Source organism: Bradyrhizobium sp. CCGB01, assembly GCF_024199795.1.
Lineage (GTDB): Bacteria > Pseudomonadota > Alphaproteobacteria > Rhizobiales > Xanthobacteraceae > Bradyrhizobium.
The window spans coordinates 2,334,820-2,359,721 of the sequence record NZ_JANADK010000001.1; the positions used below are offsets into that span (position 1 = coordinate 2,334,820).

Annotated in this window: 21 protein-coding genes; 18 read left to right on the forward strand and 3 right to left on the reverse strand. The window is 65.0% G+C overall.

The genetic code is table 11. The annotated features are described in order from the left end of the window. The first annotated feature begins 6 nt into the window (after positions 1-6). On the forward strand, positions 7-1,170 hold the full coding sequence (locus NLM25_RS10495) for a winged helix-turn-helix domain-containing protein (protein ID WP_254136891.1): 1,164 nt from the start codon (positions 7-9) through the stop codon (positions 1,168-1,170). Between the two features lie 80 nt (positions 1,171-1,250). Here NLM25_RS10495 and NLM25_RS10500 read toward each other — a convergent pair whose 3' ends face one another. Further along, on the reverse strand, positions 1,251-1,679 hold the full coding sequence (locus NLM25_RS10500) for a DUF2809 domain-containing protein (RefSeq protein WP_254141151.1): 429 nt from the start codon (positions 1,677-1,679) through the stop codon (positions 1,251-1,253). Positions 1,680-1,759: 80 nt separating this feature from the next. Between NLM25_RS10500 and NLM25_RS10505 the strand changes: the two genes are divergently transcribed. From NLM25_RS10505 to NLM25_RS10550, 10 genes are all read left to right on the forward strand, one after another. Further along, positions 1,760-3,091: an MFS transporter gene (locus NLM25_RS10505; protein ID WP_254136892.1), complete on the forward strand. Its 1,332-nt coding sequence runs from the start codon at positions 1,760-1,762 to the stop codon at positions 3,089-3,091. A 226-nt stretch (positions 3,092-3,317) separates the two neighbouring features. Beyond that, a complete protein-coding gene (locus NLM25_RS10510; RefSeq protein ID WP_254116815.1) occupies positions 3,318-4,424 on the forward strand; it encodes an efflux RND transporter periplasmic adaptor subunit in 1,107 nt (368 codons plus the stop codon). A gap of 179 nt (positions 4,425-4,603) precedes the next feature. Next, a complete protein-coding gene (locus tag NLM25_RS10515; RefSeq protein ID WP_254136893.1) occupies positions 4,604-7,741 on the forward strand; it encodes an efflux RND transporter permease subunit in 3,138 nt (1,045 codons plus the stop codon). Between the two features lie 34 nt (positions 7,742-7,775). Then, on the forward strand, positions 7,776-8,375 hold the full coding sequence (locus NLM25_RS10520; RefSeq protein ID WP_254116817.1) for a TetR/AcrR family transcriptional regulator: 600 nt from the start codon (positions 7,776-7,778) through the stop codon (positions 8,373-8,375). A 156-nt stretch (positions 8,376-8,531) separates the two neighbouring features. Next, on the forward strand, positions 8,532-9,155 hold the full coding sequence (locus tag NLM25_RS10525; protein WP_092028987.1) for a flavin reductase family protein: 624 nt from the start codon (positions 8,532-8,534) through the stop codon (positions 9,153-9,155). 302 nt (positions 9,156-9,457) lie between these two features. Continuing rightward, positions 9,458-11,725 carry an acyl-CoA dehydrogenase gene (locus tag NLM25_RS10530; RefSeq protein WP_254136894.1) on the forward strand — a complete coding sequence of 756 codons (2,268 nt, stop codon included), beginning with the start codon at positions 9,458-9,460 and terminating at the stop codon, positions 11,723-11,725. Then, a complete protein-coding gene (locus tag NLM25_RS10535) occupies positions 11,725-13,008 on the forward strand; it encodes an acetyl-CoA C-acetyltransferase (protein WP_254136895.1) in 1,284 nt (427 codons plus the stop codon). The genes NLM25_RS10530 and NLM25_RS10535 overlap by 1 nt, the downstream gene beginning before the upstream one ends. Positions 13,009-13,010: 2 nt before the next feature. Continuing rightward, on the forward strand, positions 13,011-15,107 hold the full coding sequence (locus tag NLM25_RS10540) for a 3-hydroxyacyl-CoA dehydrogenase NAD-binding domain-containing protein (protein ID WP_254136896.1): 2,097 nt from the start codon (positions 13,011-13,013) through the stop codon (positions 15,105-15,107). Positions 15,108-15,114: 7 nt separating this feature from the next. After that, positions 15,115-15,525 (forward strand): acyl-CoA thioesterase, encoded by a 411-nt coding sequence (locus NLM25_RS10545; RefSeq protein WP_254116821.1) that lies wholly within the window; start codon positions 15,115-15,117, stop codon positions 15,523-15,525. 219 nt (positions 15,526-15,744) lie between these two features. Further along, positions 15,745-15,936, forward strand: a complete 192-nt coding sequence (locus tag NLM25_RS10550) for a hypothetical protein (RefSeq protein ID WP_212237565.1) — start codon at positions 15,745-15,747, stop codon at positions 15,934-15,936. A gap of 286 nt (positions 15,937-16,222) precedes the next feature. On the opposite strand, the gene NLM25_RS10555 is transcribed toward NLM25_RS10550, so the two are convergent. Both NLM25_RS10555 and NLM25_RS10560 read right to left on the reverse strand, forming a co-directional pair. Further along, a complete protein-coding gene (locus NLM25_RS10555) occupies positions 16,223-16,615 on the reverse strand; it encodes a nuclear transport factor 2 family protein (RefSeq protein ID WP_254116822.1) in 393 nt (130 codons plus the stop codon). A 223-nt stretch (positions 16,616-16,838) separates the two neighbouring features. Further along, on the reverse strand, positions 16,839-17,291 hold the full coding sequence (locus tag NLM25_RS10560) for a nuclear transport factor 2 family protein (RefSeq protein WP_254116823.1): 453 nt from the start codon (positions 17,289-17,291) through the stop codon (positions 16,839-16,841). A 211-nt stretch (positions 17,292-17,502) separates the two neighbouring features. On the opposite strand from NLM25_RS10560, the gene NLM25_RS10565 reads away from it, so the two are divergent. The 7 genes from NLM25_RS10565 to NLM25_RS10595 all read left to right on the forward strand — a co-directional run bounded on the left by NLM25_RS10565 (position 17,503) and on the right by NLM25_RS10595 (position 24,898). Further along, a complete protein-coding gene (locus NLM25_RS10565) occupies positions 17,503-18,168 on the forward strand; it encodes an HAD family phosphatase (protein WP_254136897.1) in 666 nt (221 codons plus the stop codon). Between the two features lie 91 nt (positions 18,169-18,259). Beyond that, positions 18,260-19,108 carry a DeoR/GlpR family DNA-binding transcription regulator gene (locus tag NLM25_RS10570; protein WP_254136898.1) on the forward strand — a complete coding sequence of 283 codons (849 nt, stop codon included), beginning with the start codon at positions 18,260-18,262 and terminating at the stop codon, positions 19,106-19,108. Positions 19,109-19,396: 288 nt separating this feature from the next. After that, positions 19,397-20,947, forward strand: a complete 1,551-nt coding sequence (glpD, locus tag NLM25_RS10575) for a glycerol-3-phosphate dehydrogenase (RefSeq protein WP_254136899.1) — start codon at positions 19,397-19,399, stop codon at positions 20,945-20,947. Beyond that, complete coding sequence (locus tag NLM25_RS10580; RefSeq protein WP_254136900.1) at positions 20,944-22,020, forward strand: ABC transporter ATP-binding protein; 1,077 nt, start codon at positions 20,944-20,946, stop codon at positions 22,018-22,020. The genes glpD and NLM25_RS10580 overlap by 4 nt, the downstream gene beginning before the upstream one ends. A gap of 12 nt (positions 22,021-22,032) precedes the next feature. Continuing rightward, entirely contained in the window at positions 22,033-23,118 is a 1,086-nt protein-coding gene (locus tag NLM25_RS10585; RefSeq protein WP_254136901.1) for an ABC transporter ATP-binding protein, read from the forward strand. Further along, on the forward strand, positions 23,118-24,092 hold the full coding sequence (locus NLM25_RS10590; protein WP_254116829.1) for a carbohydrate ABC transporter permease: 975 nt from the start codon (positions 23,118-23,120) through the stop codon (positions 24,090-24,092). Before NLM25_RS10585 ends, NLM25_RS10590 begins: the two co-directional genes overlap by 1 nt. Continuing rightward, positions 24,092-24,898, forward strand: coding sequence for a carbohydrate ABC transporter permease (locus tag NLM25_RS10595; protein ID WP_254116830.1), 807 nt, complete (start codon positions 24,092-24,094; stop codon positions 24,896-24,898). The genes NLM25_RS10590 and NLM25_RS10595 overlap by 1 nt, the downstream gene beginning before the upstream one ends. Positions 24,899-24,902: the final 4 nt, after the last annotated feature.

Below are 24,902 nucleotides of genomic sequence, written 5' to 3' on the forward strand. Positions count from 1 at the left end.
CCTGAAATGTCACGCGCGCCCAAACCGCTTCCGATCCCCACGACACAGGCCCGGCAGATCTGGCTGCATGCCCAGCGGCTGGACGAGCGCGCGCCGTTCGGGGAGGGCGCGCAGGCGGTGGCGGATGTCATCGCTCATCTCGGCTATGTGCAGATCGACACCATCAACGTCATTGAACGCAGCCACCACCATATCCTGTTCAGCCGCATCCCGTCCTACCGCCGCACCGATCTGCGCCAGGCCCAGAGCGTCGACAGAAGCGTGTTCGAATACTGGACCCATGCACTGTCTTACGTGCCGGCGAGCGACTTCCGCTTCTTTCTGCCGGCGATGCGCGAGCACAAGCGCGAGGGGCATAAATGGTATGCCTCGGTGAAGCCGGCCGACACCCGCAAGGTGATGCGGCTCCTTCGTGCCGGTCCGCTGACGATCCGCGACATCGAGGACGACGTGCTCACCGAGAAGGAGCATTTGTGGCAGAGCCGAAAACCCTCGAAGCGCGCGTTGCAGCTCGCCTTCTACACCGGCGTTGCGACCGTCAGCGCGCGCCAGGGCATGCTCAAGACCTATGAGCTGATGACGCGGCACTTCGGCTGGGACAAGCTGCCGAAGCCGGCGTCGGCAAGGGACATCACGGCCTATCTGCTCGACCGCGCGCTTCGCTCGCAGGGCGTGGTCAGCCTGGATTCGATCTGCCACCTCGATGCGCCGAGCAAGAAGGCGGTCGCGCAGCTGATCACCTCGCGCGTGCGCCGCGGCGAGCTGGTGCCCGTTGCGATCGAAGGCGCCGGCAAGCAGGAGCATTGGGCCGCGCCTGCGGCGCTGGAGCCCGGTGAGGGCGCCTCGCCCGATCTCGTTCACATCCTCTCCCCGTTCGATCCCCTGATCATCCAGCGCAAGCGCACCAATCTCTTCTTCGGCTACAATCATCTGTTCGAGGCCTATGTGCCGAAGGCCAAGCGCAAGCTCGGCTACTTCGCGCTGCCCGTGCTGGTCGGCGACGAGATCGTCGCCGCGCTCGACCTCAAGACCGACCGGCAGGGCAAGAAACTCCTGATGCAGAAATGGACCTGGGTCGGGCAGGGCAAGAAGACGGCGGGGCGCAAGGAGCTGAAGCGCGTGATCGAGCAGGAGCTCGATCGGTTCGAGCGATTTCAATTGTCGGAGTGACAGATCGTAGGGTGGATTAGCCGAAGGCGTAATCCACCACTGTTTGTCTCTGCGGGGGCGAAGCGGTGGATTACGCTTCGCTAATCCACCCTACGCTTCCCGACGAGCCGATCGATCCAAACCCCAAACGCAATCCCGGCCGCATAGGCCACCAGATTCCACAGCGAGAAGATGCGCCCGAGCAGCAAGGCCCCGGCCGTCGTTAGCCGGAACGCGTCGAGCCAGGGCGTATGCACCAGCCGGGAGAATTCGACCGCGATCGCGATCGCCACCGCGATGGCCGCCATCCGGCTCCGCGTCAGCCGCGGCAGCACGACCCCGACCAGCAGAAACACCATCGTCGCCCACAGCAGCGAGCCGCCGTACTTCACGACGAAGGCCGGAAGCCCGAGCGGAAAGCCGTACCAGCGCAACGACAGCCCGCAGGCGATCACGACCAGCGCCAGGGCGGCGCGGATCAGCGACCGCTGTCGCGGCGCCACGGGTTTGACCGGCTGCGCCCCGCGCATTGCTTGTTCCATTGACTCTTTGCTCGTGATGCTGAAAACCGCGGATCAGCCCATAAAAGCAACAACCCCGGGGGGAAGCCATGAGCCAGACCACGACCTATGCCGGTTCCGCCGGTTCAGCCAAGTCGGAAATCGAGACCTCGACAATCCGCGCCATCTCCTGGCGCCTGATTCCGTTCCTGGTGCTGGCCTACTTCTTCTCCTATCTCGACCGCGTCAATCTCGGCTTCGCCGCGCTGACCATGAATGCGGAGCTGAAGTTCACGCCGCTGATCTTCTCCTGGGGTGCGGGCATCTTCTTCATCGGCTATTTCATTTTCGAGGTGCCGAGCAATCTGGCGCTGGAAAAGTTCGGCGCGAGCCGCTGGATCGCCCGCATCATGGTGACCTGGGGCATCATCTCGGCGCTGATGGCGCTGGTCAGCGGTGTGACGAGCTTCTACGTCCTGCGCTTCCTGCTCGGCGTCGCCGAGGCCGGCTTCTTCCCCGGCATCATCCTCTATCTCACCTACTGGTATCCGGCCGAATATCGCGCCCGCTTCCTCGCCGCCTTCGCCATCGCCGTGCCGGTCTCGACCGTGATTGGCGCGCCGATCTCGGGCCTGCTGCTCGGGCTTGACGGCGTGATGGGGCTGAAGGGCTGGCAGTGGCTGTTCATCATCGAGGGCATCCCCTCGGTGCTGCTGGGCATCGTCACCTGGTTCTACCTCACCGACAAGCCGGAGAAGGCGGACTGGCTCTCGGCCGAACAGAAGGCCTGGCTCAAGGGCAGGCTCGACTCGGAAATTGCGGCCAAGCAGGCGGTGAAGCATCTGTCGCTCGGCGAAGCGCTGTCCTCGCCCAAGGTGATCGCGCTCAGCCTGATCTATTTCGGCTTCGTCGGCGCGCTCTACGGCATGCAGTTCTGGCTGCCGCAGATCGTCAAGGCGTTCGGCCTCACCAACGCGCAGACCGGCTTCGTCACCGCGATCCCGTATCTGTTCGGCACCATCGCGATGATCCTGTGGGCACGGCATTCGGATGCGACGCGCGAGCGCGTGAAGCATGTCGGCGCGCCGCTGCTGCTGACCGCCGTCGCACTTGCCGTCTCCTCCTATCTCACCGATCCCACCATGACGATGGTGGCGCTGACGGTCGCGGCGATCGGCGTGTTCTGCTGCTTCGGCGTGTTCTGGACCCTGCCGACCGCCTGGCTCTCCGGCACGGCTGCGGCCGGCGCCATCGCGCTGATCAACTCGATCGGCAACCTCGCCGGGTTCGGCGGCCCCTATCTGATCGGCTGGGTCAAGGAAGCGACGGGGCAGACCTCGACCGGCTTGCTGGTGCTCGCGGTGCTGCCCCTGCTCGCCGGCATCCTGGTCTTCGTCGGCGGCCACGAGAGCAAGCACGAGTTCGCCGAGCAGGGGCGGTAAGGGCCGAGTGAACGGTTCCGTAGGGTGGCCAAAGCGCAGCGTGCCCACCAATAGTTCGTGGGCACGGCGCTAACGCGCCGTTGCCCACCTTACAATTGCACCTCTCTGACCTCCCCCAATCCTTACCACCCCTTAACGATCACGCTTTCCTGATGACTGACGATTATTGACTTTTATCAGTGATTAGTCGACATTCCTCTCATTGCAGTCGCAGGAGTGTCCTCCGATGTTCGTCCGCTCAGTTTTGTCCAACTATTCCAGGCTCTTGGCAGGTGTGTCGCTGGCCCTCATGGCCGCCGCCCTGGGCGGGTGCAATGACACCGTCGCTGAAAAGGCCGAGCCGCCGCGGCCGGTTCTGGTCGCCACGGCTCATTATGACTCCGAGACGCCGGAGCGCAGCTTCGTCGGCACCGTCAGGCCCCGGATCGAGAGCGATCTCGGTTTCCGCGTCGCCGGCAAGGTTGCCAAGCGCCTGGTCGAGGTCGGCCAGACGGTCGAGGTCGGCCAGCCGCTCGCGACCCTCGATGAGGTCGACCTGAAGCTCCAGGCCGAGCAGTCCGTCGCCGAGCAGACCGCTGCGACCGGTGTGCTGGCCCAGGCCGCCGCGGCCGAGCAGCGCGCCAAGGATTTGAAGGCCAAGGGCTGGACCACGGATGCCCAGATGGATTCGAGCCGTGCCGCTGCCGACGAGGCCCGCGCGCGCCTGAACCGGGCCGAGCGCTCGGTCGAGCTGACCAAGAATTCTCTTTCCTACGCGACGCTCGTTGCCGACGCCCGTGGCGTCGTCACCGCAACGCTGATCGAGCCCGGCCAGGTGGTCGCCGCGGGCCAGGCTTCGATCCGCGTCGCCCGCTTTGCCGAGAAGGAAGCGGTCGTCGCGATCCCTGAGACGCTGGTTGGACGCGCCAAGTCGGGCGTCGCCAGCGTCACTCTTTGGTCGGAGCCGGACAAGAAGTATGCGGCGAGGCTGCGCGAGATCGCGCCGGCGGCCGATCCGGCCACGCGCACCTATCTTGCAAAGTTCTCGCTGCCCGAGGCCGACGACAAGGTCGCACTCGGCATGACCGCGACGCTGACGCTGTCGGATGCCGCCACCGAGCGCGTCGCGCGGCTGCCGCTCTCGGCGCTGTTCAACGAAGGCGGCAAGCCGTCCTTCTACGTCGTCGACGACAATGGCTCCGTCACGCTGAAGCCTGTCGTGGTGAAGTCCTACGAGAGCAACGACGTCATCATTACCAGCGGTGTGGACGAGGGCGCCAAGATCGTCGCCCTCGGCGTGCAGAAGCTCGATCCGGGCCAGCGGGTGCGGATCGTCTCGTCACTGTCTTTCTAGCAAGTTCGTACGAGTCACGTCGTGTGAGGTGAGTTTCGGCCCAAGCGTAAATGCCGGGGCTGAAGCGGCGAAGCGATCCAGAACCTGCCCAGCCCCCTGGATTGCTTCGCTGCCTCGCGACGACGGTTTGAAAAGAGTGGCTGTCGTTTTTTGCAATTGATCGTCTTCCGGAGAGAGCGATGAAGCGCTTCAACCTTTCGGCCTGGGCCGTCAGTCATCCGACGCTGGTCCTGTTCCTGATGATCATACTCGGCGTCGCCGGCTTCTTCTCGTATCAGAAGCTCGGGCGAGCCGAGGATCCGTTCTTCACGGTGAAGGTGGTCAACGTCTCCGTGATCTGGCCGGGCGCGACCGCGCAGGAGATGCAGACCCAGGTCGCCGATCCCATCGAGAAGAAGATCCAGGAGCTGCCTTACTTCGAGAAGGTGCAGACTTATTCCAAGCCGGCCTTCACCGCGCTCCAGGTCACCTTCCGCGATTCCACGCCGCCGAAGGACGTGCCCTATCTCTTTTATCTCCTGCGCAAGAAGCTCGCCGACGTGCAGGGCCAGCTGCCCTCGGGGATTCTGGGACCCGTCGTCAACGACGAATTCTCCGACGTCGATTCCATCCTCTACATGATGACCGGCGACGGCGCCGACTATGCCCAGCTCAAGAAGGTCTCCGAAGGCTTCCGCCAGCGCCTGTTGAAGGTGCCGGGCGTCACCAAGGTCGACGTCTACGGCAACCAGGACGAGCGCATCTTCGTCGAATTCAGCCACGCCAAGCTCGCCACCCTCGGCATCACGCCGCAGGCGCTATTCGATTCGCTTGCCAAGCAGAACAACGTGACGCCCGCGGGCACGGTCGAGACCTCGTCGCAGCGCGTGCCGCTGCGCGTCACCGGTGCGCTCGACGGCGCCAAGGCCGTCGCCGAAACCCCGGTCGAGAGCAACGGCCGCGTGTTCCGCCTCGGCGATATCGCCACCGTCACCCACGGCTATGTCGACCCGCCGAGCTTCATCGTGCGCCAGGAAGGCAAGGCCGCGATCGGCATCGGTGTCGTCACCGCCAAGGGCGCCAACATCCTCGATCTCGGCAAGGAGGTCGAGAAGGCCACCGCTGAGTTCATGAAGGCGGTACCGCAGGGTATCGACGTCAAGCTCATCGCCGACCAGCCCAAGGTGGTCGAGCACGCCGTCGGCGAGTTCGTGCACTCCTTCATGGAAGCGCTCGTCATCGTTCTGTTCGTGTCGTTCCTGGCACTCGGCTGGCGCACCGGCATCGTGGTCGCGCTGTCGGTGCCGCTGGTGCTCGGCATCGTCTTCGTCGTCATGAACACGATGTCGCTCGATCTGCACCGCATCACGCTCGGCGCACTGATCATCGCGCTCGGTCTGCTCGTGGATGATGCCATCATCGCGGTCGAGATGATGGTGGTGAAGATGGAGCAGGGCTGGGATCGCTTCCGGGCTGCGTCCTTTGCCTGGGAATCCACTGCGTTTCCGATGCTCACGGGAACGCTGGTCACGGCCGCTGGCTTCCTCCCCATCGGCTTTGCCAATTCCGCGGTCGGCGAATATGCCGGCAGCATCTTCTGGATCGTGGCGATTGCGCTGGTCGCGTCGTGGTTCGTGGCGGTGATCTTCACGCCCTATATCGGCGTCATGCTGCTGCCCAACATCAAGGTGCATCACAATCACGATCCGCACGCGGTCTACGAGACCCGCATGTACCGCGGCCTGCGCGCCATCGTGCAATGGTGCGTCAATCACCGCATTACCGTGGTGGCCGCGACGGTCGGCGTCTTCATCGCCTCGATCGTCGGCTTCGGCCATGTCCAGCAGCAGTTCTTCCCACTGTCGGAGCGGCCCGAGCTGTTCCTCCAGCTCCGTCTGCCCGAGGGTACGGCCTTCAACGTCACCGAGAAGGCCGTCAAGAAGGCCGAGACGCTGCTCAAGGACGACAAGGACATCGAGACCTATACGTCCTATGTCGGCCAGGGCTCGCCGCGCTTCTGGCTCGGCCTCAACCCGCAGCTTCCCAACGAGGCCTTTGCCGAGATCGTCATCGTCGCCAAGGGCGTCGAGGCCCGCGAGCGCATCAAGGCCAAGATCGAGAATGCGGCTGCCGAGGGCATGCTGACCGAGGCGCGCGTGCGCGTCGACCGTTTCAATTTCGGTCCTCCGGTCGGCTTCCCCGTCCAGTTCCGCGTGATCGGCCCCGACGCCAACAAGGTGCGCGAGATCGCCTACCAGGTCCGCGACGTCATGCGGCAGAACAAGAGCGTCAAGGACGTCCAGCTCGACTGGAACGAGCAGTCGCCCTATCTCAAGCTCGTCGTCGACCAGGATCGTGCCCGCGCCATGGGCCTGACCCCGCAGGACGTCTCGCAGGCGCTGTCGATGCTGATCTCGGGCGCGCAGGTCACGACCATCCGCGACGGCATCGAGAAGGTGGCCGTGGTCGCCCGTGCGATCCCGTCCGAACGCCTCGATCTCGGCGGCGTCGGTGATCTCACCATCACCTCGCGCAACGGCGTGGCCGTGCCGCTGCAGCAGATCGCCAAGATCGAATATGCCCACGAGGAGCCGATCATGTGGCGGCGTAACCGCGACATGGCGATCACCGTGCGCTCCGACGTGGTCGACGGCGTACAGGCGCCCGACGTCACCAGCCAGATCACGCCGAAGCTGAAGGCGATCAAGGACCACCTCGAGCCGGCCTACCGGATTGAGCCGGGCGGGGCGTTCGAGGAATCCGCCAAGGGCAACGCCTCGATCTTCATCCTCTTCCCGCTGATGGTCATGGTGATGCTGACGCTGCTGATGTTCCAGCTGCAGAGCTTCTCGCGCCTGATCCTGGTGTTCCTGACCGCGCCGCTCGGCATCGTCGGCGCCTCCTTCGGGCTCAACGTCGCCAACGCCCCGTTCGGCTTCGTGGCGCTGCTCGGCCTGATCGCGCTCGCCGGCATGATCATGCGCAACACGGTCATCCTGGTCGACCAGATCGAGACCGACGTCTCGCATGGCCTGACCCGCCGAGAGGCGATTGTGGAGGCCACCGTCCGCCGCGCCCGTCCGGTGGTGCTGACGGCGCTCGCCGCGATCCTTGCCATGATCCCGCTGTCGCGCTCGGCGTTCTGGGGCCCGATGGCGATCACCATCATGGGCGGCCTGTTCGTCGCGACCTTCCTCACGCTCTTGTATCTGCCGGGCCTGTACGCCCTGTGGTTCAGGAAGAGCCTGGATGAGGCCGGTTCTGCCGAACAACCTACCGCGCCGCAGCATGGGAGCGATGAGCATTCAGCAATTCCGCTTGCTGAGGCGGCTGAATAAGTGAGAAGTAGTGCGGATTGACGAGTCCTGACAGATGACACTGGTTGCGGAACATATCGAAGGCGACACCCGGGATCGTATTCTCGAGGTGGCCGAGCGGCTGTTCCGCCAGATCGGCTACCAGAAGACCACGGTCGGGGACATCGCCAAGGAGCTCAGGATGAGCCCGGCCAATGTCTATCGCTTCTTCGAATCGAAGAAGGCGATCCATCAGTCGGTGGCGCGGGCCTTGATGGGCGAGGTCGAGCTGGAGGCGCAGCGGATCGTGGCGCGGCCCGGCCCGGTCCTTCCGCGCTTCCGCGAGCTGCTCACCACCATCCACCGCATGAACACCGAGCGCTATGTCGGCGACAACAAGTTGCATGAGATGGTCGCGATCGCGATGGAGGAGGACTGGGACGTCTGCGTCGCCCATATGGAGTGCATTGCCGGGGTGATCGGCCAGGTGATCGCGCAAGGGGTGGCCTCCGGCGAGTTCGAGGCGCCCGATTTGCAGCTGGCCTCGCTGTGCGCCTGCACCGCGATGATTCGCTTCTTCCACCCCCAGATGATCGCCCAGTGCGCCACCAAGCCGGGCCCGACCATCGATCAGATGATCGATTTCGTCATCGCGGGTCTGTCGCCGCGCCACTGACGGAGCGGGAAGTTTCCTCCTATAAGCTGCTCCACCGTCATTCCGGGGCGGTCCGCAGGACCGAACCCGGAATCTCGAGATTCTCAGGTGCGCAAGTGCGCACCATAGTTCGATGCTTCGCATCGCCCCGGAATGACGGAAACGGAGAAGCAGCGCGTGACCGACAAAGACCTCTACTTCTACGAGCCCTCCAAGGGCCACGGCCTCAAGCACGATCCCTTCAACGCCATCATCGCGCCGCGGCCGATCGGCTGGATTTCGTCGCGTGACACCAAGGGCCACGTCAACCTCGCGCCCTACAGCTTCTTCAACGCGTTCTGCTACGTGCCCCCGATCATCGGCTTCTCCTCCACCAACTGGAAGGACTCGGTCGAGAACATCAAGCAGACCGGCGAGTTCGTCTGGAATCTCACCACAATGGACCTCGCCAAACACATGAACGCGACCGCCGCGCATGTCGGCCCCGAGGTCGACGAGTTCGAGATCGCTGGGCTCACCGCCGTGCCCGGCAAGCTCGTCAACGTGCCGCGCGTGGCTGAGAGCCCCGTCGCCTTCGAATGCAAGGTGTCCGACATCGTCCGCCTCAAGGGCGCCGACGGCAAGGAGGCCGACGCCTGGCTGACGCTCGGCGAGGTCGTGGCCGTCCACATCGACAAGGCCATGATCAAGGACGGCGTCTACCAGACCGCCGCCGCCCGGCCGATCGTCCGCGCCGGCCGCCGCGGCGATTATTTCGAGATCAAGCCGGAAAACATGTTCGAGATGGTCCGGCCGGATTAGGCCGGCCCTGTAGCCCGGATGGAGCCAACGGGGTCGGCGCGAAGCGCCGCCCGATGACAGGCTCCGCGAAATCCGGGTCATTCTTTCCAGTCGCACCGGCCCCGGATTGCGCTCCGCTCCATCCGGGCTACGGTCTTCCCAACGCTTCCCCCTCCCGGAACTGCCACCACGCCCCGGCCGTTATGGCCCCTGGGCGGCCGCCCGGCCGCGTCAATTCGCATCATTTCGCGGGCGAAGTGTTCACCTCCGCCGGCCACTTTCCGCTAAAATGCCCGATAACGCGCCGATGCACGAGGTCAGCCATGAGCTTCCGCCGCGACACCCTGACAAAGCCGATCTTCTCCTGGGCGCGCGGCGTGCTGCCGGCGATGTCCGACACCGAGCGCGAGGCGCTGGAGGCGGGCGACGTCTGGTGGGACGCCGATCTCTTCACGGGCAATCCCGACTGGTCGAAATTGCTCGGCATTCCGCCGGCTAAATTGACCCACGAGGAGCAGGCCTTCCTCAACGGCCCCGTCGATGAGCTCTGCGCCATGCTCGACGAGTGGAAGATCTTCTGGGAATGGCGCGACCTGCCGCCGGATGTCTGGCACTTCGTCAAGCGCGAAAAGTTCTTCGGCATGATCATTCCGAAGGAGTTCGGTGGCCTCGGCTTCTCGCCGTACGCGCATTCGGAAGTCGTGCGCAAGATCTCGACCCGCTCGATCGCCGCTGCGGTCACTGTGATGGTGCCGAACTCGCTCGGTCCCGGCGAGCTCCTGATGCACTTCGGCACGAAAGGGCAGCGTGAGCGCTGGCTGCCGCGTCTTGCCGATGGCCGCGACGTTCCCTGCTTCGGTCTCACCAGCCCGGAAGCCGGCTCCGATGCCGCCTCGATGGTCGACACCGGCATCATCTGCAAGGGCGAGTTCGAGGGCCGCGAGGTCACAGGCCTCAGGCTCAACTGGCACAAGCGCTACATCACGCTCGGTCCGGTCGCGACGCTGCTCGGTCTCGCCTTCAAGGCCTACGATCCCGATCATCTCGTCGGCGACCAGAAGGACCTCGGCATCACCGTGGCGCTGATCCCGACCAATCTGCCGGGCGTCGAGATCGGCCATCGCCATCTGCCGTCGATGCAGGTCTTCCAGAACGGTCCGAACCGGGGCCGCGACGTCTTCATCCCGCTCGACTATGTCATCGGCGGCAAGGAGCGGCTGGGGCAGGGCTGGAAGATGCTGATGACCGCGCTTGCGGCCGGCCGCGGCATCTCGCTGCCGTCGCTGTCGGCGGCGGGCGCCGCCTACGCCGCGCGCACCACCGGCGCCTATGCCCGCATCCGCGAGCAGTTCGGCATTTCCATCTCCAAGTTCGAGGGCGTCGAGGAGCCGCTCGCGCGCATCGTCGCGACCGCCTATCAGCTCGACGCGGCGCGCCGGCTGACCTGCGCGGCGCTGAATGCCGGCGTCCATCCCGCCGTCATCTCCGGCATCATGAAGCTGCATGCGACCGAGCGGATGCGCACCGCAGTCGACGACGCCATGGACATCCATGGCGGCAAGGCCGTGATCGACGGTCCGCAAAACTATCTCGGCAATCTCCACCGCGCCGTGCCCGTGGGCATCACGGTCGAGGGCGCCAACATCCTGACACGCAATCTCATCGTGTTTGGGCAGGGCGCGATCCGCGCGCATCCCTTTCTGCTCGACGAGATGAATGCGCTGGCTGACACAGACCGCGAACGCGGGCTCGCCGCGTTCGACAAGGCATTCTGGAAGCATGTCGGCCACAGCTTCAATACGTTGCTCCGCGCCTTCGGCCGGAGCTGGACCTTCGGCGCCTTCGCGCTTGCGCCTGATGCGGGCGACGCCACGCCATTCTATCGCCAGCTCGCGCGTTACTCCGCGGCGTTCGCGCTCTGCGCCGACATGGCGCTGCTCACGCTCGGCGGTGCGCTGAAGCGCAAGGAGATGCTGTCGGCCCGCTTTGGCGATATCCTCTCCGAACTGTACTTGCTCTCGGCCGCGCTCAAACGCTGGCAGGACGAGGGCCGCCAGAAGGAGGACTTTGCGGCGCTGGAATGGTGCATGGCGACCGGCTTCAGGACCATCGAGACCCGGCTTGCGGAAATCCTCGCCAATTTGCCCAACCGCTTTGTCGCACTCATCCTCAAGCTCGTGGTGCAACCCTTCGGCGCCCGCGTGCTCGGCCCCTCCGACCGTGTCGTGCACCAATGCGCTGGCATCGTGCTGGAGCCTTCGGCCGCGCGCGAGCGCCTCACGCCGGATCTGGCCCATGTCGACGATGACGGCGGCTTTGCCCGGCTCGAGCGCGCGTTCAAGCTGGTCGCAGGCACCGATGCCATCGCCAAGCGCATGCGCGCGGCGCATATGAGCGACTGGAAGGACGCGGTGGCCAAGGGCGTGATCACGCAGGCCGAGGGCGAGCAGCTCGCGGCGGCCCGCGAAGCCGTCACAAAAGTGATCGAGGTCGACGATTTTGCGCCGGAGGCGCTGTCGCCGATTTACAGGAAAACCGGCGACGTGCATCAGTTCTTCCAGGAACTCGGTGAACAGAGGGCGGCGAGCTGATGGCACGACCGGTTTTCATCGTCGACGGCAGCCGGACGCCGTTTCTAAAAGCGCGCTCGGGGCCGGGGCCGTTCACGCCGGTCGACCTTGCCGTGCAATGCGGCCGGCCGCTGCTGGCGCGCCAGCCGTTTGCAGCAACTGATTTCGACCAGGTCATCCTCGGCTGCGTCAACGTGATCGCGGACGAGATGAATCCGGCCCGCGTCGCGGCGCTCCGGCTCGGCATGGGCGAGGACATGGTCGCCTTCACCGTGCAGATCAATTGCGGCTCCGGCATGCAGTCGATCGACACGGCCTATCGCTACATCCGCGAGGGCCACGCCAACATGGTCCTCGCCGGCGGCACCGAGGCGCTGAGCCACGCCCCGCTGGTCTGGCCGAATTCCGGGGTGCGCTGGTTCGCCGGCCTTGCCACCGCCAAGGGCGTGGCCGCGAAGCTCGCTGCAGCCTTCAGGCTGCGTCCGCATGATCTCAAGCCGATCATCGGGCTCGAGCGCGGGCTGACCGATCCCATCACCGAGCTGAACATGGGCCAGACCGCCGAGGTCGTCGGCCATCTCTTCGGCATCACCCGCGCGCAGTCCGATGCCTATGCCGCCGAAAGCCATCGCCGGCTCGCACATGCGCAAGGCGCGGGCTTTCTCAAGGGCGAGGTCGAGACGGCGTTCTCCCGCGACGGAAAATTCTTCGACCGTGACGATGGAGTCCGCCCGGACTCGACGGCCGAGACGCTGGCAAAGCTCCGGCCGGTGTTCGAACGCCCCTGGGGCCAGGTCACCGCCGGCAATTCCTCGCAGATCACCGACGGCGCCTCCTGGGTGATCCTCGCCTCCGACGAGGCCGTGGCCAAGCACAGGCTGACGCCGAAGGCCGTCATCGTCGACAGCAACTGGGCCGCGCTCGATCCTGCTATCATGGGGCTCGGTCCGGTGATGTCGGCGACGCCGCTGCTCCAGCGCAACGACCTCACCATCCAGGACGTCGAGACCTGGGAGCTGAACGAGGCCTTTGCCACGCAGGTGCTCGGCTGTCTCGCCGCCTGGAACGACGACAAGTTCTGCCGCGAGATTTTGGGCCTCGACGGCGCGGCCGGAGAGATCGATCGCGAGAAGCTCAATGTCGACGGTGGCGCGATCTCGCTTGGCCATCCCGTCGGCACCTCCGGTAACCGCATCGTGCTGCATCTCGTCAACGCGATGAAGCGGCTCGGCACACGACGCGGAATTGCGACCGAGTGCATCGGCGGCGGGCTCGGCGGCGCCATGCTGATCGAGGCGGTGTGACCATGGACTCGAAGATCATGACCGCGCTCGGCGACCGCGTCCTGACGCTCGGGCCTCAGCCCGCGGCAGACGGCCCGTACAAGCACTTCAAGCTGACGCGCGATGCCGACGGCGTCGCCTGGCTGCTGTTCGACCGCGCCGATGCGAGCGCCAACACGCTGTCCTCCGACGTGATGGAGGAGTTCGACGCCGTGCTCGCGGCGATCGAGACCGAGCGTCCCGCCGGCCTCGTGGTCCGCTCAGCAAAACCGTCCGGCTTCATCGCCGGCGCCGACGTCAACGAATTCCGTGGCGCCAGCGATCCCGAGATGGTGGAGACACGCATCCGTGCCGCGCACGCCGTCGTCGATCATCTGGAAGCGCTAAAACTGCCGACGGTCGCCGTCATCCACGGCTTCTGCCTCGGCGGCGGGCTCGAGGTCGCGCTTGCCTGTCAGTCGCGCATCGCCATCGACGGCGCGCGCTTCGGCTTCCCCGAGGTGATGCTCGGCCTGCATCCGGGCCTCGGCGGCACCGCGCGTTTCACCGCGCTGGTCAACCCGACGCAGTCGATGGCGCTGATGCTGACCGGCCGCACCATCGATGCGCGGCGCGCCAGATCGCTCGGCCTGGTCGATACCGTGACGCAGGAGCGCCATGTCGCGCACGCGGTGAAGGATGCATTGTTCGGCCGCCTGAAGCGGGCGCGTCCCGGCTTTCTCGCGCGCGCGGCCAATTTCGGTCCCGTGCGCGGGCTTCTGGCCAAGCGCATGCGCTCGGAGGCGGCGAAGGCCGCGTCCCGCGAGCACTATCCGGCGCCCTACGCGCTGATCGATCTCTGGGAGACCCATGGCGGCAGCAAGGCTGCGATGTTGAAGGCCGAGCAGGCCTCGTTCGCCAAATTGATGGTGACGCCGACCGCGCAAAACCTGATCCGGGTGTTCTTCCTGCGCGAGCAGATGAAGAAGGCCGCAGGCCCCGGCAACACCGTCAAGCGTGTTCATGTCATCGGCGCCGGCGCGATGGGCGGCGACATCGCGGCCTGGTGCGCGGGGCAGGGGATGCGGGTCTCGCTCGCCGACATGAAGGCTGAGCCCATTGCGGGCGCGGTGAAGCGCGCCGCCGAGCTCTACGGCAAGATCATCCGCAAGCCGACCGACGTGCGTGACGCGCTCGACCGCCTGATCCCGGATATGGACGGTGAGGGCGTCCGCAACGCCGATCTCATCATCGAGGCGGTGCCTGAAAAGCTCGAGCTGAAGCAGAAGGTCTATGCCGGCCTCGAGCCGCGAATGAAGCCCGGCGCGATCCTCGCAACCAACACGTCGAGCATTCCGCTGCAGGATCTGCGCACCACGCTGGCGCGGCCGGAGCGGCTGGTCGGCCTGCATTTCTTCAACCCGGTATCGCGGCTGCAACTGGTCGAGGTCGTCAGCCACGACGGCAACGATGCGCAGGTGCTCAAGGAAGCGCTCGCCTTCGTCGGTGCGATCGACCGCCTGCCGCTGCCGGTGAAGAGCTCGCCCGGCTTCCTCGTCAACCGCGCGCTGACGCCCTACATGCTGGAAGCGATGGTGATGCTGGACGAGAAGACCGACCAGCGTTTGATCGACGCTGCGGCCGAACAGTTCGGCATGCCGATGGGGCCGATCGAGCTCGCCGACCAGGTCGGGCTCGACATCTGCCTCGACGTCGGCGACATGCTGCGCACCAGGTTCGGCGATCTCTTGCCGCCGACGCCGGCCTGGCTGCGCGAGAAGGTCGCCAAGGGCGAGCTCGGCCGCAAGACCGGCAGGGGCTTTTACGTCTGGAAGGACGGCAAGGCGGAGAAGCAACCGCTCCCCGAGACCGGCCCGCGCATCACCGACCAGATGATCGACCGCCTGGTCCTGCCGATGTCCAATGTCTGCGTCGCGGCGTTGCGCGAAGGCATCGTCGACGATCCCGATGCGGTCGACGGCGCCATGATCTTCGGCACGGGTTACGCACCGTTCCGCGGCGGCCCGCTGAATTATGCGCGCACGCGCGGCGTGGAAAATGTCGTATCCACCTTGCGCGCGCTGGCCGAACGATTCGGCGGGCGCTTTGCGCCCGATCCGGGCTGGGACAGTTTCAAGTGAGAGAGGCATGAGCGAACAAGCGAATACCGGGCCGGGCGGTGATCTCTGCATCCGCACGCTGGCCATGCCCGCCGACACCAACGCCAATGGCGACATCTTCGGTGGCTGGCTGCTCAGCCAGATGGACGTCGGCGGCGGCGTGTTCGCCTCGAAGGTCGCGAAGTCGCGCACTGTCACCGTCGCGATCGAGGCGATGAATTTTCGCAAGGCGGTCTATGTCGGCGATCTCGTCTCGGTTCACGCCCACCTCGTCCGCGTCGGGCGCACGTCGATCACTGTGCACCTGGAAGCCTGGGCGCTGCGTCGTGGAGAGCAGCATCCGTTCCTCGTCACCGACGGCAATTTCACCTACGTGTCGATCGACGAGCACGGCCGCCCGCAGGCGGTTCGCCCGACCGACACGGCGATCGCGACGTAATCCCGCGCGGCGCTTTGCCCTCTCACGAAAACTTGCAGCGCGCCAAACGCGGCGCGGCTGAGTCAACGCGTCGCGGCTTTGCCAAGAAGCAGTCATAAAACGGATGAGGTCGCCGCGTACCCATTAGCGCGTCGATTCGGGGTGGAAACCGGTTGATTTGCCCTAGGAACCAAAGGGCAGTCATGCCGTTATTTGCCCGCACTGAGGAATCAACGGGCCATGCCGGACAGCTACATCATCGAAGTTAATTCCGAGACCGCGGGCATCGTGGTTCGTGGTCACGGAGGATACTGCTTCTTCGCCTCGTCCCACCAGTTCAATCGCCTCGAAGGCCAGCTCTTCCGCAATGCGCGCGAAGCCGAGCGCGCTGCGCGCAAGCTGGTTAACGGCGACGTGAAGGAAGCGGCGTAAGCGGCTTCTGCCGGTGACTTCTGACGCGCGAAGCGTGGTCGGAATTTTTTGCAGCCCTTGATGCTGCTGACTTTTCCTTCTCCCCTTGTGGGAGAAGGTGGCGTAGGCCGCCCTCGGCGGCCGTTCTGAAGAGAGCGCCGAAGCAAAGCTTCGGCTATAGCGCCGGATGACGGGTATATTTCCGCATATTCAAATAGAAACGAGTTCGCGGAGAAATACCCCTCATCCGTCTCGCCGCTCTGCGGCGAGCCGCCCTCTCCCGCAAGGGGAGAGGGCAAGAGTCGCATCACAACTTCGTTGCGGAGCGCGACAACAGCTTCCAATCGTCGCCCTGCTTCAACCAGTTCATCAGAATATGAAGGCTGTTTGCCACTTTCTGTCCGCCGGTCATCATTTCGGCCAGCCAGTGGAAGCGCACGATCGCGACGGGGCCGACGATCTTGATGGTCGGGTCCTTGTACGTAATCGACAGGAACTCCGTCTTGCCGTCGGTGGCGTTGGCGACGAAGGCCGCCTTGTCCTCGAGGAAGCCGTTGGAGTGGCTGTAGCTCAGATCATCCGCGCACAGCGCACTGAGTGCCTTCGGGTCGGCCGCGATCTGGGCGAGACGAAATGCCTCGAGGTTTCTTGCCACCGCCTCGTGGTCCGTCGTGGCGGCATGATCGCGATTCAGTGTCATCGTATGCTCCGGTCTTGATCTTGCGCCCACTGTTGCAGCCGCACTTGATTTTGTCGAGATTCAGGTCGCAATACGCTGCATTGCGCTAGGTGACGCGATTTCTGACGCGGAAAGCGTGGTCGGAATTTTTTGCAGCCCCGATGCTGCTGCCTTCTTCTCCCCTCGGGAGAGAAGGCGGCCTATGCCGCCCTCTCCCGCAAAGGGGAGAGGGTGAGCGATCGCATCACAACTTCGTTGCGGCCCGCGACAGCAGCTTCCAGTCGTCGCCCTGCTTCTGCCAGTTCATCAGGATGTGAAGGTTGGTCGGCACTTTTTTCCCATCGGCCGCCATCTCCTGTTCCGCCACCCAGTGGAAGCGCACGATCGCAGCGGGGCCGACGACCTTGATGGTCGGGTCCTTGTATTCGATCGACAGGAATTTCGACTTGCCGTCGGTGGCGTTGGTCACGAAGGTCGCCTTGTCCTCGACCTTGCCGCTGGAATGGCTGTAACTCACATCGTCGGCGCAGAGCGCGCCGAGCGCCTTGGGATCGGCCGCGATCTGGGCAAGGCGGAAGGCCTCGACCTTTTTCGCCACGGCTTCCTCATCCGCCGAGGCTGCCAGCGCCGGTGCTGTGAGGGCGAGCGCGGAGAGAGCAAGGGTCGAGAGAGCCAGATCGCGTCGGTTGATCGTCATCGTTTCCTCCTTTTTGATCTTGTACGGAGTGTTGCAGCCGCGCGCGGCTTTGTCGAGTGTCGCGTGGTGGTCATGTCCATGCGTCATTGCGCGATCGGGGCTGCATTGATACGTGTTTCGCATTGATGCGTCGTGCATTCGGGAAAGTACGGAAATGATCGAAGGCAAAGGGCAAGCGCAGGGGCAAATGCAAGGACAAGTGCGAGGGCAAATGATGGGCAAGGCATTGCTGTTCGACATCGACGGCACGCTCGCCAACACCGACCCGCTGCACTTGAAGGCCTTCAACCAGGTGCTCGGGCCGCGCGGCCATGTGTTCGATCACGCGCGCTTCTCCAGGGAGCTGCAAGGCTTCGCCAATGCGTCGATCGGCGAGCGCTTTCTGCCCGACGAAACGGTGGAGCGGCGCGCCAAGATCCTCGGCGAGAAGGAAGAGGTCTTCCGCACGCTCGTCGCCGGGCAGATCGAGCCGCTGCCGGGCCTGATGGCGCTGCTCGACCGTGCGGATGCAGCCGGCATTCCCATGGTGGCCGTGACCAACGCGCCGCGCCTCAACGCGGAGCTGTTGCTTTCGGGCCTCGGCATCACGGCGCGGTTCAAGGCGATCGTCATCGGGGACGAGCTGCCGCACGGCAAGCCGCATCCGCTCCCGTATCAGGAAGGGTTGCGCTTCGTCGGCGCCAGCGCGCAGGCCTCGATCGCGTTCGAGGATTCCCGCTCCGGCGTGCAATCGGCTGCGGCTGCCGGCATCCCGACCATCGGGATGCGCACCAGCCTCAGCCATGCTGACCTTGTTGCCGCCGGCGCGGTCGCTTCCGTTGCTGCTTACGATGATCCGGCGCTGCTGGCGCGCCTCGCCGCTGCGATGGCGTGGTGAGAGGCTTCGTCCGTTAACCGTGATCGCCGCGCGCATTGACCGCACGCGCGAACCGCCGCACCATGCGGCATCCTGATTTGAGGCCATCGCCGTGACCGGATTGACCCATCGCCAAGCCGAGATCCTCAATATCGCGCGCGCTTCCGGCCGCGTCATGGTCGAGGAGCTCGCGCGCCGGTTCGAGGTTTCGGCGCAGACCATCCGCAAGGATCTCAACGATCTCTGCGAGCGCCGCTCGCTGACCCGCATCCATGGCGGCGCCATCATCGCCTCCGGCGTGGAAAACCTCGCCTACGAAGCGAGACGGTTCGTCGCCGCCGACGAGAAGAAGGCGATCGGCGCTGCCGCCGCCTCGCTGATCCCGAACGGCTGCTCGCTCTTCATCAACATCGGCACCACGACCGAGGAGGTCGCGAGCGCGCTGACCTCGCACGAGGATCTCCTCGTCATCACCAACAATCTCAACGTCGCGATGCTGCTCTACCGCCATCCCCGCATCGAGGTGGTGGTCGCCGGCGGCACGGTGCGGCGCGCCGACGGCGCCGTGGTCGGCTCGACCGCGACGCAGCTGATCGGCCAGTTCAAGGTCGACTACGCCATCATCGGGGCGTCCGCGATCGACGAGGAGGGCGCGCTGCTCGACTTCGACTATCGCGAGGTGCAGGTGGCGCAAGCCATCATCGCCAATGCCCGCAGCGTCATGCTGGTGGCCGACTCCACCAAGCTTCGCCGCAGCGCCCCGGTGCGCATCGCCCATATCAGCCAGATCCAGACCTTCGTGACCGACCAGGAACTGCCCGAGCGCCTCGCCACCATCTGCCACAGCAAAGGCATCGAGGTGATGGAGGCGATGCCGAAGGCCGCAGGGGATATCGAAGATTCCCCGGCCGAGACGCCGGACGCCGCGCCTGAGGGTGCACCGGTGGTCAGGCTGCGGTAGCGCGACAGCCCCCGCATCGTCATGGCCGGGCTTGACCCGGCCATCCACGCCTTTCAGCAGCACAAAGAACGTCGATGCCCCGGGACAGTCCCGGGCATGACGGTGCACGGCTGAATTGTGGCCGTCGCTCCCCCGAGGATGGCGCCTGCCTATATCCTCACCCCGCTGCCCACAAAAAATGTTCCGCTTTCACTTCCTGTCGCCCCTCTTTCATCTTGCTTTCGTTTTTCGGTGTGATCTAATCAAAAACGAAAGTAGTCGCTCGAAGGAACGAGCGGTCGCCGGGGGATGCGTCTGTTGGAGCGTATTTTCGACCTCGCCATTATCGGAGGCGGTGTTAACGGCTGCGGCATCGCGCGCGATGCGGTGGGCCGGGGCAACACGGTTTTCCTGTGCGAAATGAACGATTTGGCGAGCGGGACGTCGTCCTGGTCGACCAAGCTGGTGCACGGTGGCCTGCGCTATCTCGAATATTACGAGTTTCGCCTGGTCCGCGAGGCGCTGATCGAGCGCGAGATTCTCTGGGGCATCGCGCCCCATATCATCCGTCCCCTGCGTTTCGTTTTGCCGCATCACGCCGGCCTGCGCCCGGCCTGGCTGCTGCGCCTCGGCCTCTTTCTCTATGATCATATCGGCGGCCGTCACCTGCTGCCGGCGACGCGCTCGGTCGATCTCAGGCGTGATGAAGTCGGCCGTCCGCTGATCCCGAACCGCTACTCTCGCGCGTTCGAATATTCCGACTGCTTCGTCGATGACGCCCGTCTCGTCGTGCTCAACGCGCGCGATGCCGCCGACAAGGGCGCCGAGATCCGCACCCGCACCCGCGCGACCGACATCAAGCAGTCCGACGGCATCTGGACGGTCAGCATGGTCAACACGCTGACCGGCGAGCGGTCGTCGATCCAGGCCCGCGCGTTGATCAACGCCGGCGGCCCCTGGGTCGAGGACGTGCTCGGCCGCGGCGCCGGCGTGAACGCCAAAGCCAAGGTGCGGCTGGTGCAGGGCTCGCACATCGTGGTCAAGAAGCTCTACGACCACGACCGCGCCTACATGTTCCAGAACGCGGACGGCCGCATCATCTTCGTGATCCCGTACCAGGACGACTTCACGCTGATCGGTACGACGGACCGTGATTATGACGGCGATCCCGCCAAGGTGAAAGCGACGCCCGAGGAGATCCAGTATCTCTGCGCCGCCGCGAGCGAGTATCTGGCCAAGCCCGTGACGTCAGAGGACGTGGTCTGGACCTACTCCGGTGTGCGACCGCTTTATGACGACGGCGCCAGCGAAGCCAAGGCGGCGACGCGCGACTACGTGTTCGAGCTCGACACACCCGGCGGCGTGCCGCTGCTCTCGATCTATGGCGGCAAGATCACGACCTACCGCCGGCTCGCCGAAGAGGCGCTGGAACGGCTCGCGCCCTATCTTCGCAGTGCGAAAGCGCGCGAAGGCTGGACCGGCAAATGGCCGCTGCCCGGCGGCGACATGGGCGTGTCCGACGTCGACGGCCTGATCGCCGAGCTCCAGCGCGGCTACCCCTTCCTCAGCCACGAGCACGCCCGCCGTCTCGCCCGTGCTTACGGTACCCGCGCCATCAAGCTGCTCGGCGATGCCAAATCGGCCGCCGACCTCGGCGAGGCCTTCGGCGCGACGCTGACCGAGCGCGAGGTCCGCTACCTCATCGCCAACGAATGGGCCGTCACGGCGGACGACATCGTCTGGCGCCGCTCCAAGCTTGGCCTGCGACTATCTGCCGACGAGATCTCTGCATTGAACGACTGGATTGCAACCCACGCTGTGCCGCAAAGTCCCCTGCTGGAAGCGGGAGGCCGCTCATGAGCGTGACGCTCGATCATGTGACCCGGACCGTCGAGGGGATACCGCATATCCGCGACGTTTCGCTGACGCTCGAGAGCGGCACGCTCAACGTGCTGCTCGGGCCGACGCTGTCCGGCAAGACCTCGATCATGCGGCTGCTCGCCGGCCTCGACAAGCCGACGACGGGCAAGCTGCTGGTCAACGGCAAGGACGTCACCGGCGCCGACGTGCGCCAGCGTTCGGTCGCCATGGTCTACCAGCAGTTCATCAACTACCCCTCGCTGACCGTCTACGAGAACATCGCCTCGCCCTTGCGCGTGCAGGGCAAGCCGCGCGCGGAGATCGAACAGCGTGTTGCGGAGGCCGCAAAACTGCTGCGGCTCGAACCGTTCCTGAAGCGCACGCCGCTCCAGCTCTCCGGTGGCCAGCAGCAGCGCACCGCGATCGCGCGCGCGCTGGTGAAGGGCGCCGATCTCGTTCTGCTCGACGAGCCGCTCGCCAACCTGGACTACAAGCTTCGCGAGGAGCTGCGCGCCGAGCTGCCGCGCATCTTCGAGGCCTCCGGCGCGATCTTCGTCTATGCCACCACCGAGCCGACCGAGGCGCTGCTGCTGGGCGGCAACACGGTCTGCATGTGGGAAGGGCAGGCGCTCCAGATCGGCGAGACCGCCAACGTCTATCGCCGGCCGCAGACTCTTCGCGTCGCGCAAGTCTTTTCCGATCCGCCGCTCAATCTCGTGGGCATCGAGAAGAAGAACGGGCAGGTCGCTTATGCCGGCGGTACGGCCTCGCCGGCCTCCGGTCTCTATTCGTCGCTGGCCGACGGCGCCTATCGCGTCGGCTTTCGCGCCCACCAGCTTGCGCTCGCCAATGGCGAGGCCGACCGCCACGCCTTCCATGCCACGGTGACGGTGACCGAGATCACCGGTTCGGAGAGTTTCGTGCATCTGACCCGCGACGGATCGAACTGGGTGGCGGTGCTGCACGGCGTGCACGAGTTCGAGCCCGGCCAGACCATTGACGCCGTGCTCGATCCGAATGATGTCTTCGTGTTCGACGCGGCCGATCGCCTCGTCGCAGCGCCTGCTACCTGAGGGGGATGCGCCATGGCTCGCATTGACCTCGTCGATCTCGCCCATTCCTACGGCGGCAATGATGCGCCGCAGGAAAGCTTTGCGCTGAAGCCGGTGACCATGACCTGGCGGCAGGGCGGCGCCTATGCGCTGCTCGGGCCGTCCGGCTGCGGCAAGACCACGCTGCTCAACGTCATCTCCGGCATCATCACGCCGTCGCGGGGGAAAATCCTGTTCGACGGCGAGGACATCACACCGCTGTCAACCCAGAAGCGCAACATCGCCCAGGTGTTCCAGTTTCCGGTCATCTACGACACCATGACGGTGGGGCAGAACCTGGCGTTTCCCCTGAAGAACCGCGGCGTGCCGAAGGCCGAGATCGACAAGCGCGTCCACGAGATCGGTCGTCTGCTCGATCTCGAACCCTATCTGAACCGCAAGGCGACCCGCCTCACGGCCGATGCCAAGCAGAAGATCTCGCTCGGCCGCGGCCTCGTCCGCTCCGATGTCGCGGCCGTGCTGTTCGACGAGCCGCTGACCGTGATCGATCCCGAGCTGAAATGGCAGCTCCGCTCCAAGCTGAAGGCGCTGCATCGCGAGCTCGACCTCACGATGATCTACGTCACCCACGACCAGACCGAGGCGCTGACCTTCGCCGACACCGTCGTCGTCATGCATGACGGCCGCGTGGTGCAGAGCGGCACGCCGGCCGAGCTGTTCGACAAGCCGGCGCACACCTTCGTCGGTTACTTCATCGGCTCGCCCGGCATGAACATCCTGCCGGCGGAGGTGAGGGGACGCGAGGCCAGGGTCGACGGCCATGTCATCGCGCTCAACCGCAGCTATGACCATCTGCCTGCCGGCGCCAGGATCGAGATCGGCGTGCGTCCGGAGTTCGTCGACGCCGTCGCGCCCGCACCCGGATTGCTCACCGCGAAGATCGAGCGCATCGACGACCTCGGCCGCATCCGCTTCGCGCGCGTCCGCGTCGGCGAGGCCAAGCTCGCGGCGCGCGCACCGGCGGGCTTCACGAGTTCGGACGGGACCGCCGGACTGAAATTCGATCCGGCCCATATCCACGTCTATGCCGACAGCCTTCTGGTGGAGGGAGCCGCCTGATGGATAAGACCGTCAACCAAAAAGCCTGGTTCCTGGTGCTGCCGGTGTTCCTGGTCGTGGCCTTCTCGGCGGTGCTGCCGCTGATGACGGTCGTGAACTATTCGATGCAGGACACCTTCGGCAACAACCAATTCTTCTGGAACGGCGTCGGCTGGTTCAAGGAGCTGCTCGATCCCTCGACCGATCTCGGCGGCCGCTTCCTCGCCTCGCTCGGCCGCAATCTGTTCTTCTCCATGGTGATCCTCGCGATCGAGGTACCGCTTGGCATCGTCGTCGCGCTGTCGATGCCGCGCCAGGGCTGGACGGTCGCGGCGTGCCTCGTCATCCTCGCGCTGCCGTTGCTGATTCCGTGGAACGTGGTCGGCACGATCTGGCAGATCTTCGGCCGGCCCGACATCGGTCTGATGGGCTATGTCCTCAACGCCATGGGCTTCGACTACAATTACGTCTCCAACGACATCGACGCCTGGGTCACCGTCATCGTGATGGATGTCTGGCACTGGACCAGCCTCGTCGCGCTGCTCTGTTACGCCGGTCTGAAGTCGATCCCGGAGGCCTATTATCAGGCCGCCCAGATCGACGGCGCCTCGCGCTGGGCGGTGTTCAAGGCGATCCAGCTGCCCAAGATGAACCGCGTGCTGCTGATCGCGGTGCTGCTGCGCTTCATGGACTCGTTCATGATCTACACCGAGCCGTTCGTGGTGACGGGCGGTGGGCCCGGCAACTCCACGACCTTCGTGTCGATCGAGCTCGTCAAGATCGCGCTTGGCCAGTTCGACCTCGGCAAGGCGGCCGCGTTGTCGCTCGTTTACAACCTGATCATCCTGATCGTCTGCTGGATCTTCTACACCGTCATGACCAATGCCGGCGCCGAACGCAAAGTCCAGGCGGAGAACGAGCCGGCGACGGAGCCTAAGCCTGCAGCCGGGCTCAAGCCCGTACCCGCGCTCAAGCCAAAGGAAGGAGTGGCCTGATGCACTCGATCCCCGGCCGCCGCGTCATCATGGCGCTGTTCCTGATCTTCCTGCTGTTGCCGATCTACTGGCTCGTCAACATGAGCTTCAAGACCAACGCCGAGATCGTCTCGACGATGACGCTGTGGCCGCATGCCCCGACGCTCCAGCATTACAAGCGCATCTTCACCGATGAGAGCTGGTATTCCGGCTACATCAACTCGCTGGAATACGTCGTCCTCAACACGATCATCTCGATCTCGGTGGCGCTGCCGGCGGCCTACGCCTTCTCGCGCTACCGATTTCTCGGCGACAAGCACCTGTTCTTCTGGCTGCTGTCGAACCGCATGGCACCGGCCGCGGTCTATGCGCTGCCGTTCTTCAACCTCTATTCGGCGATCGGCCTGTTCGATACGCCCTGGGCGGTCGCGCTCGCGCACTGCATCTTCAACGTTCCGCTGGCGGTGTGGATTCTCGAAGGCTTCGTGTCCGGCGTGCCGCGCGAGATCGACGAGACCGCCTTCCTCGACGGCTATTCCTTCCCGCGCTTCTTCATCAAGATTCTGGTGCCGCTGATCGCGAGCGGCATCGGCGTCGCCGCCTTCTTCTGCTTCATGTTCTCCTGGGTCGAGCTCCTGCTCGCGCGGACGCTGACCTCGGTGCAGGCAAAGCCCATCGCGGCGATCATGACGCGTACGGTTTCGGCTGCGGGCATGGACTGGGGCCTGCTGGCGGCGGCCGGCGTGCTGACCATCATCCCGGGCGCACTCGTGATCTGGTTCGTCCGCAATTACATCGCGAGCGGTTTCGCGCTCGGTCGCGTGTAAGGAG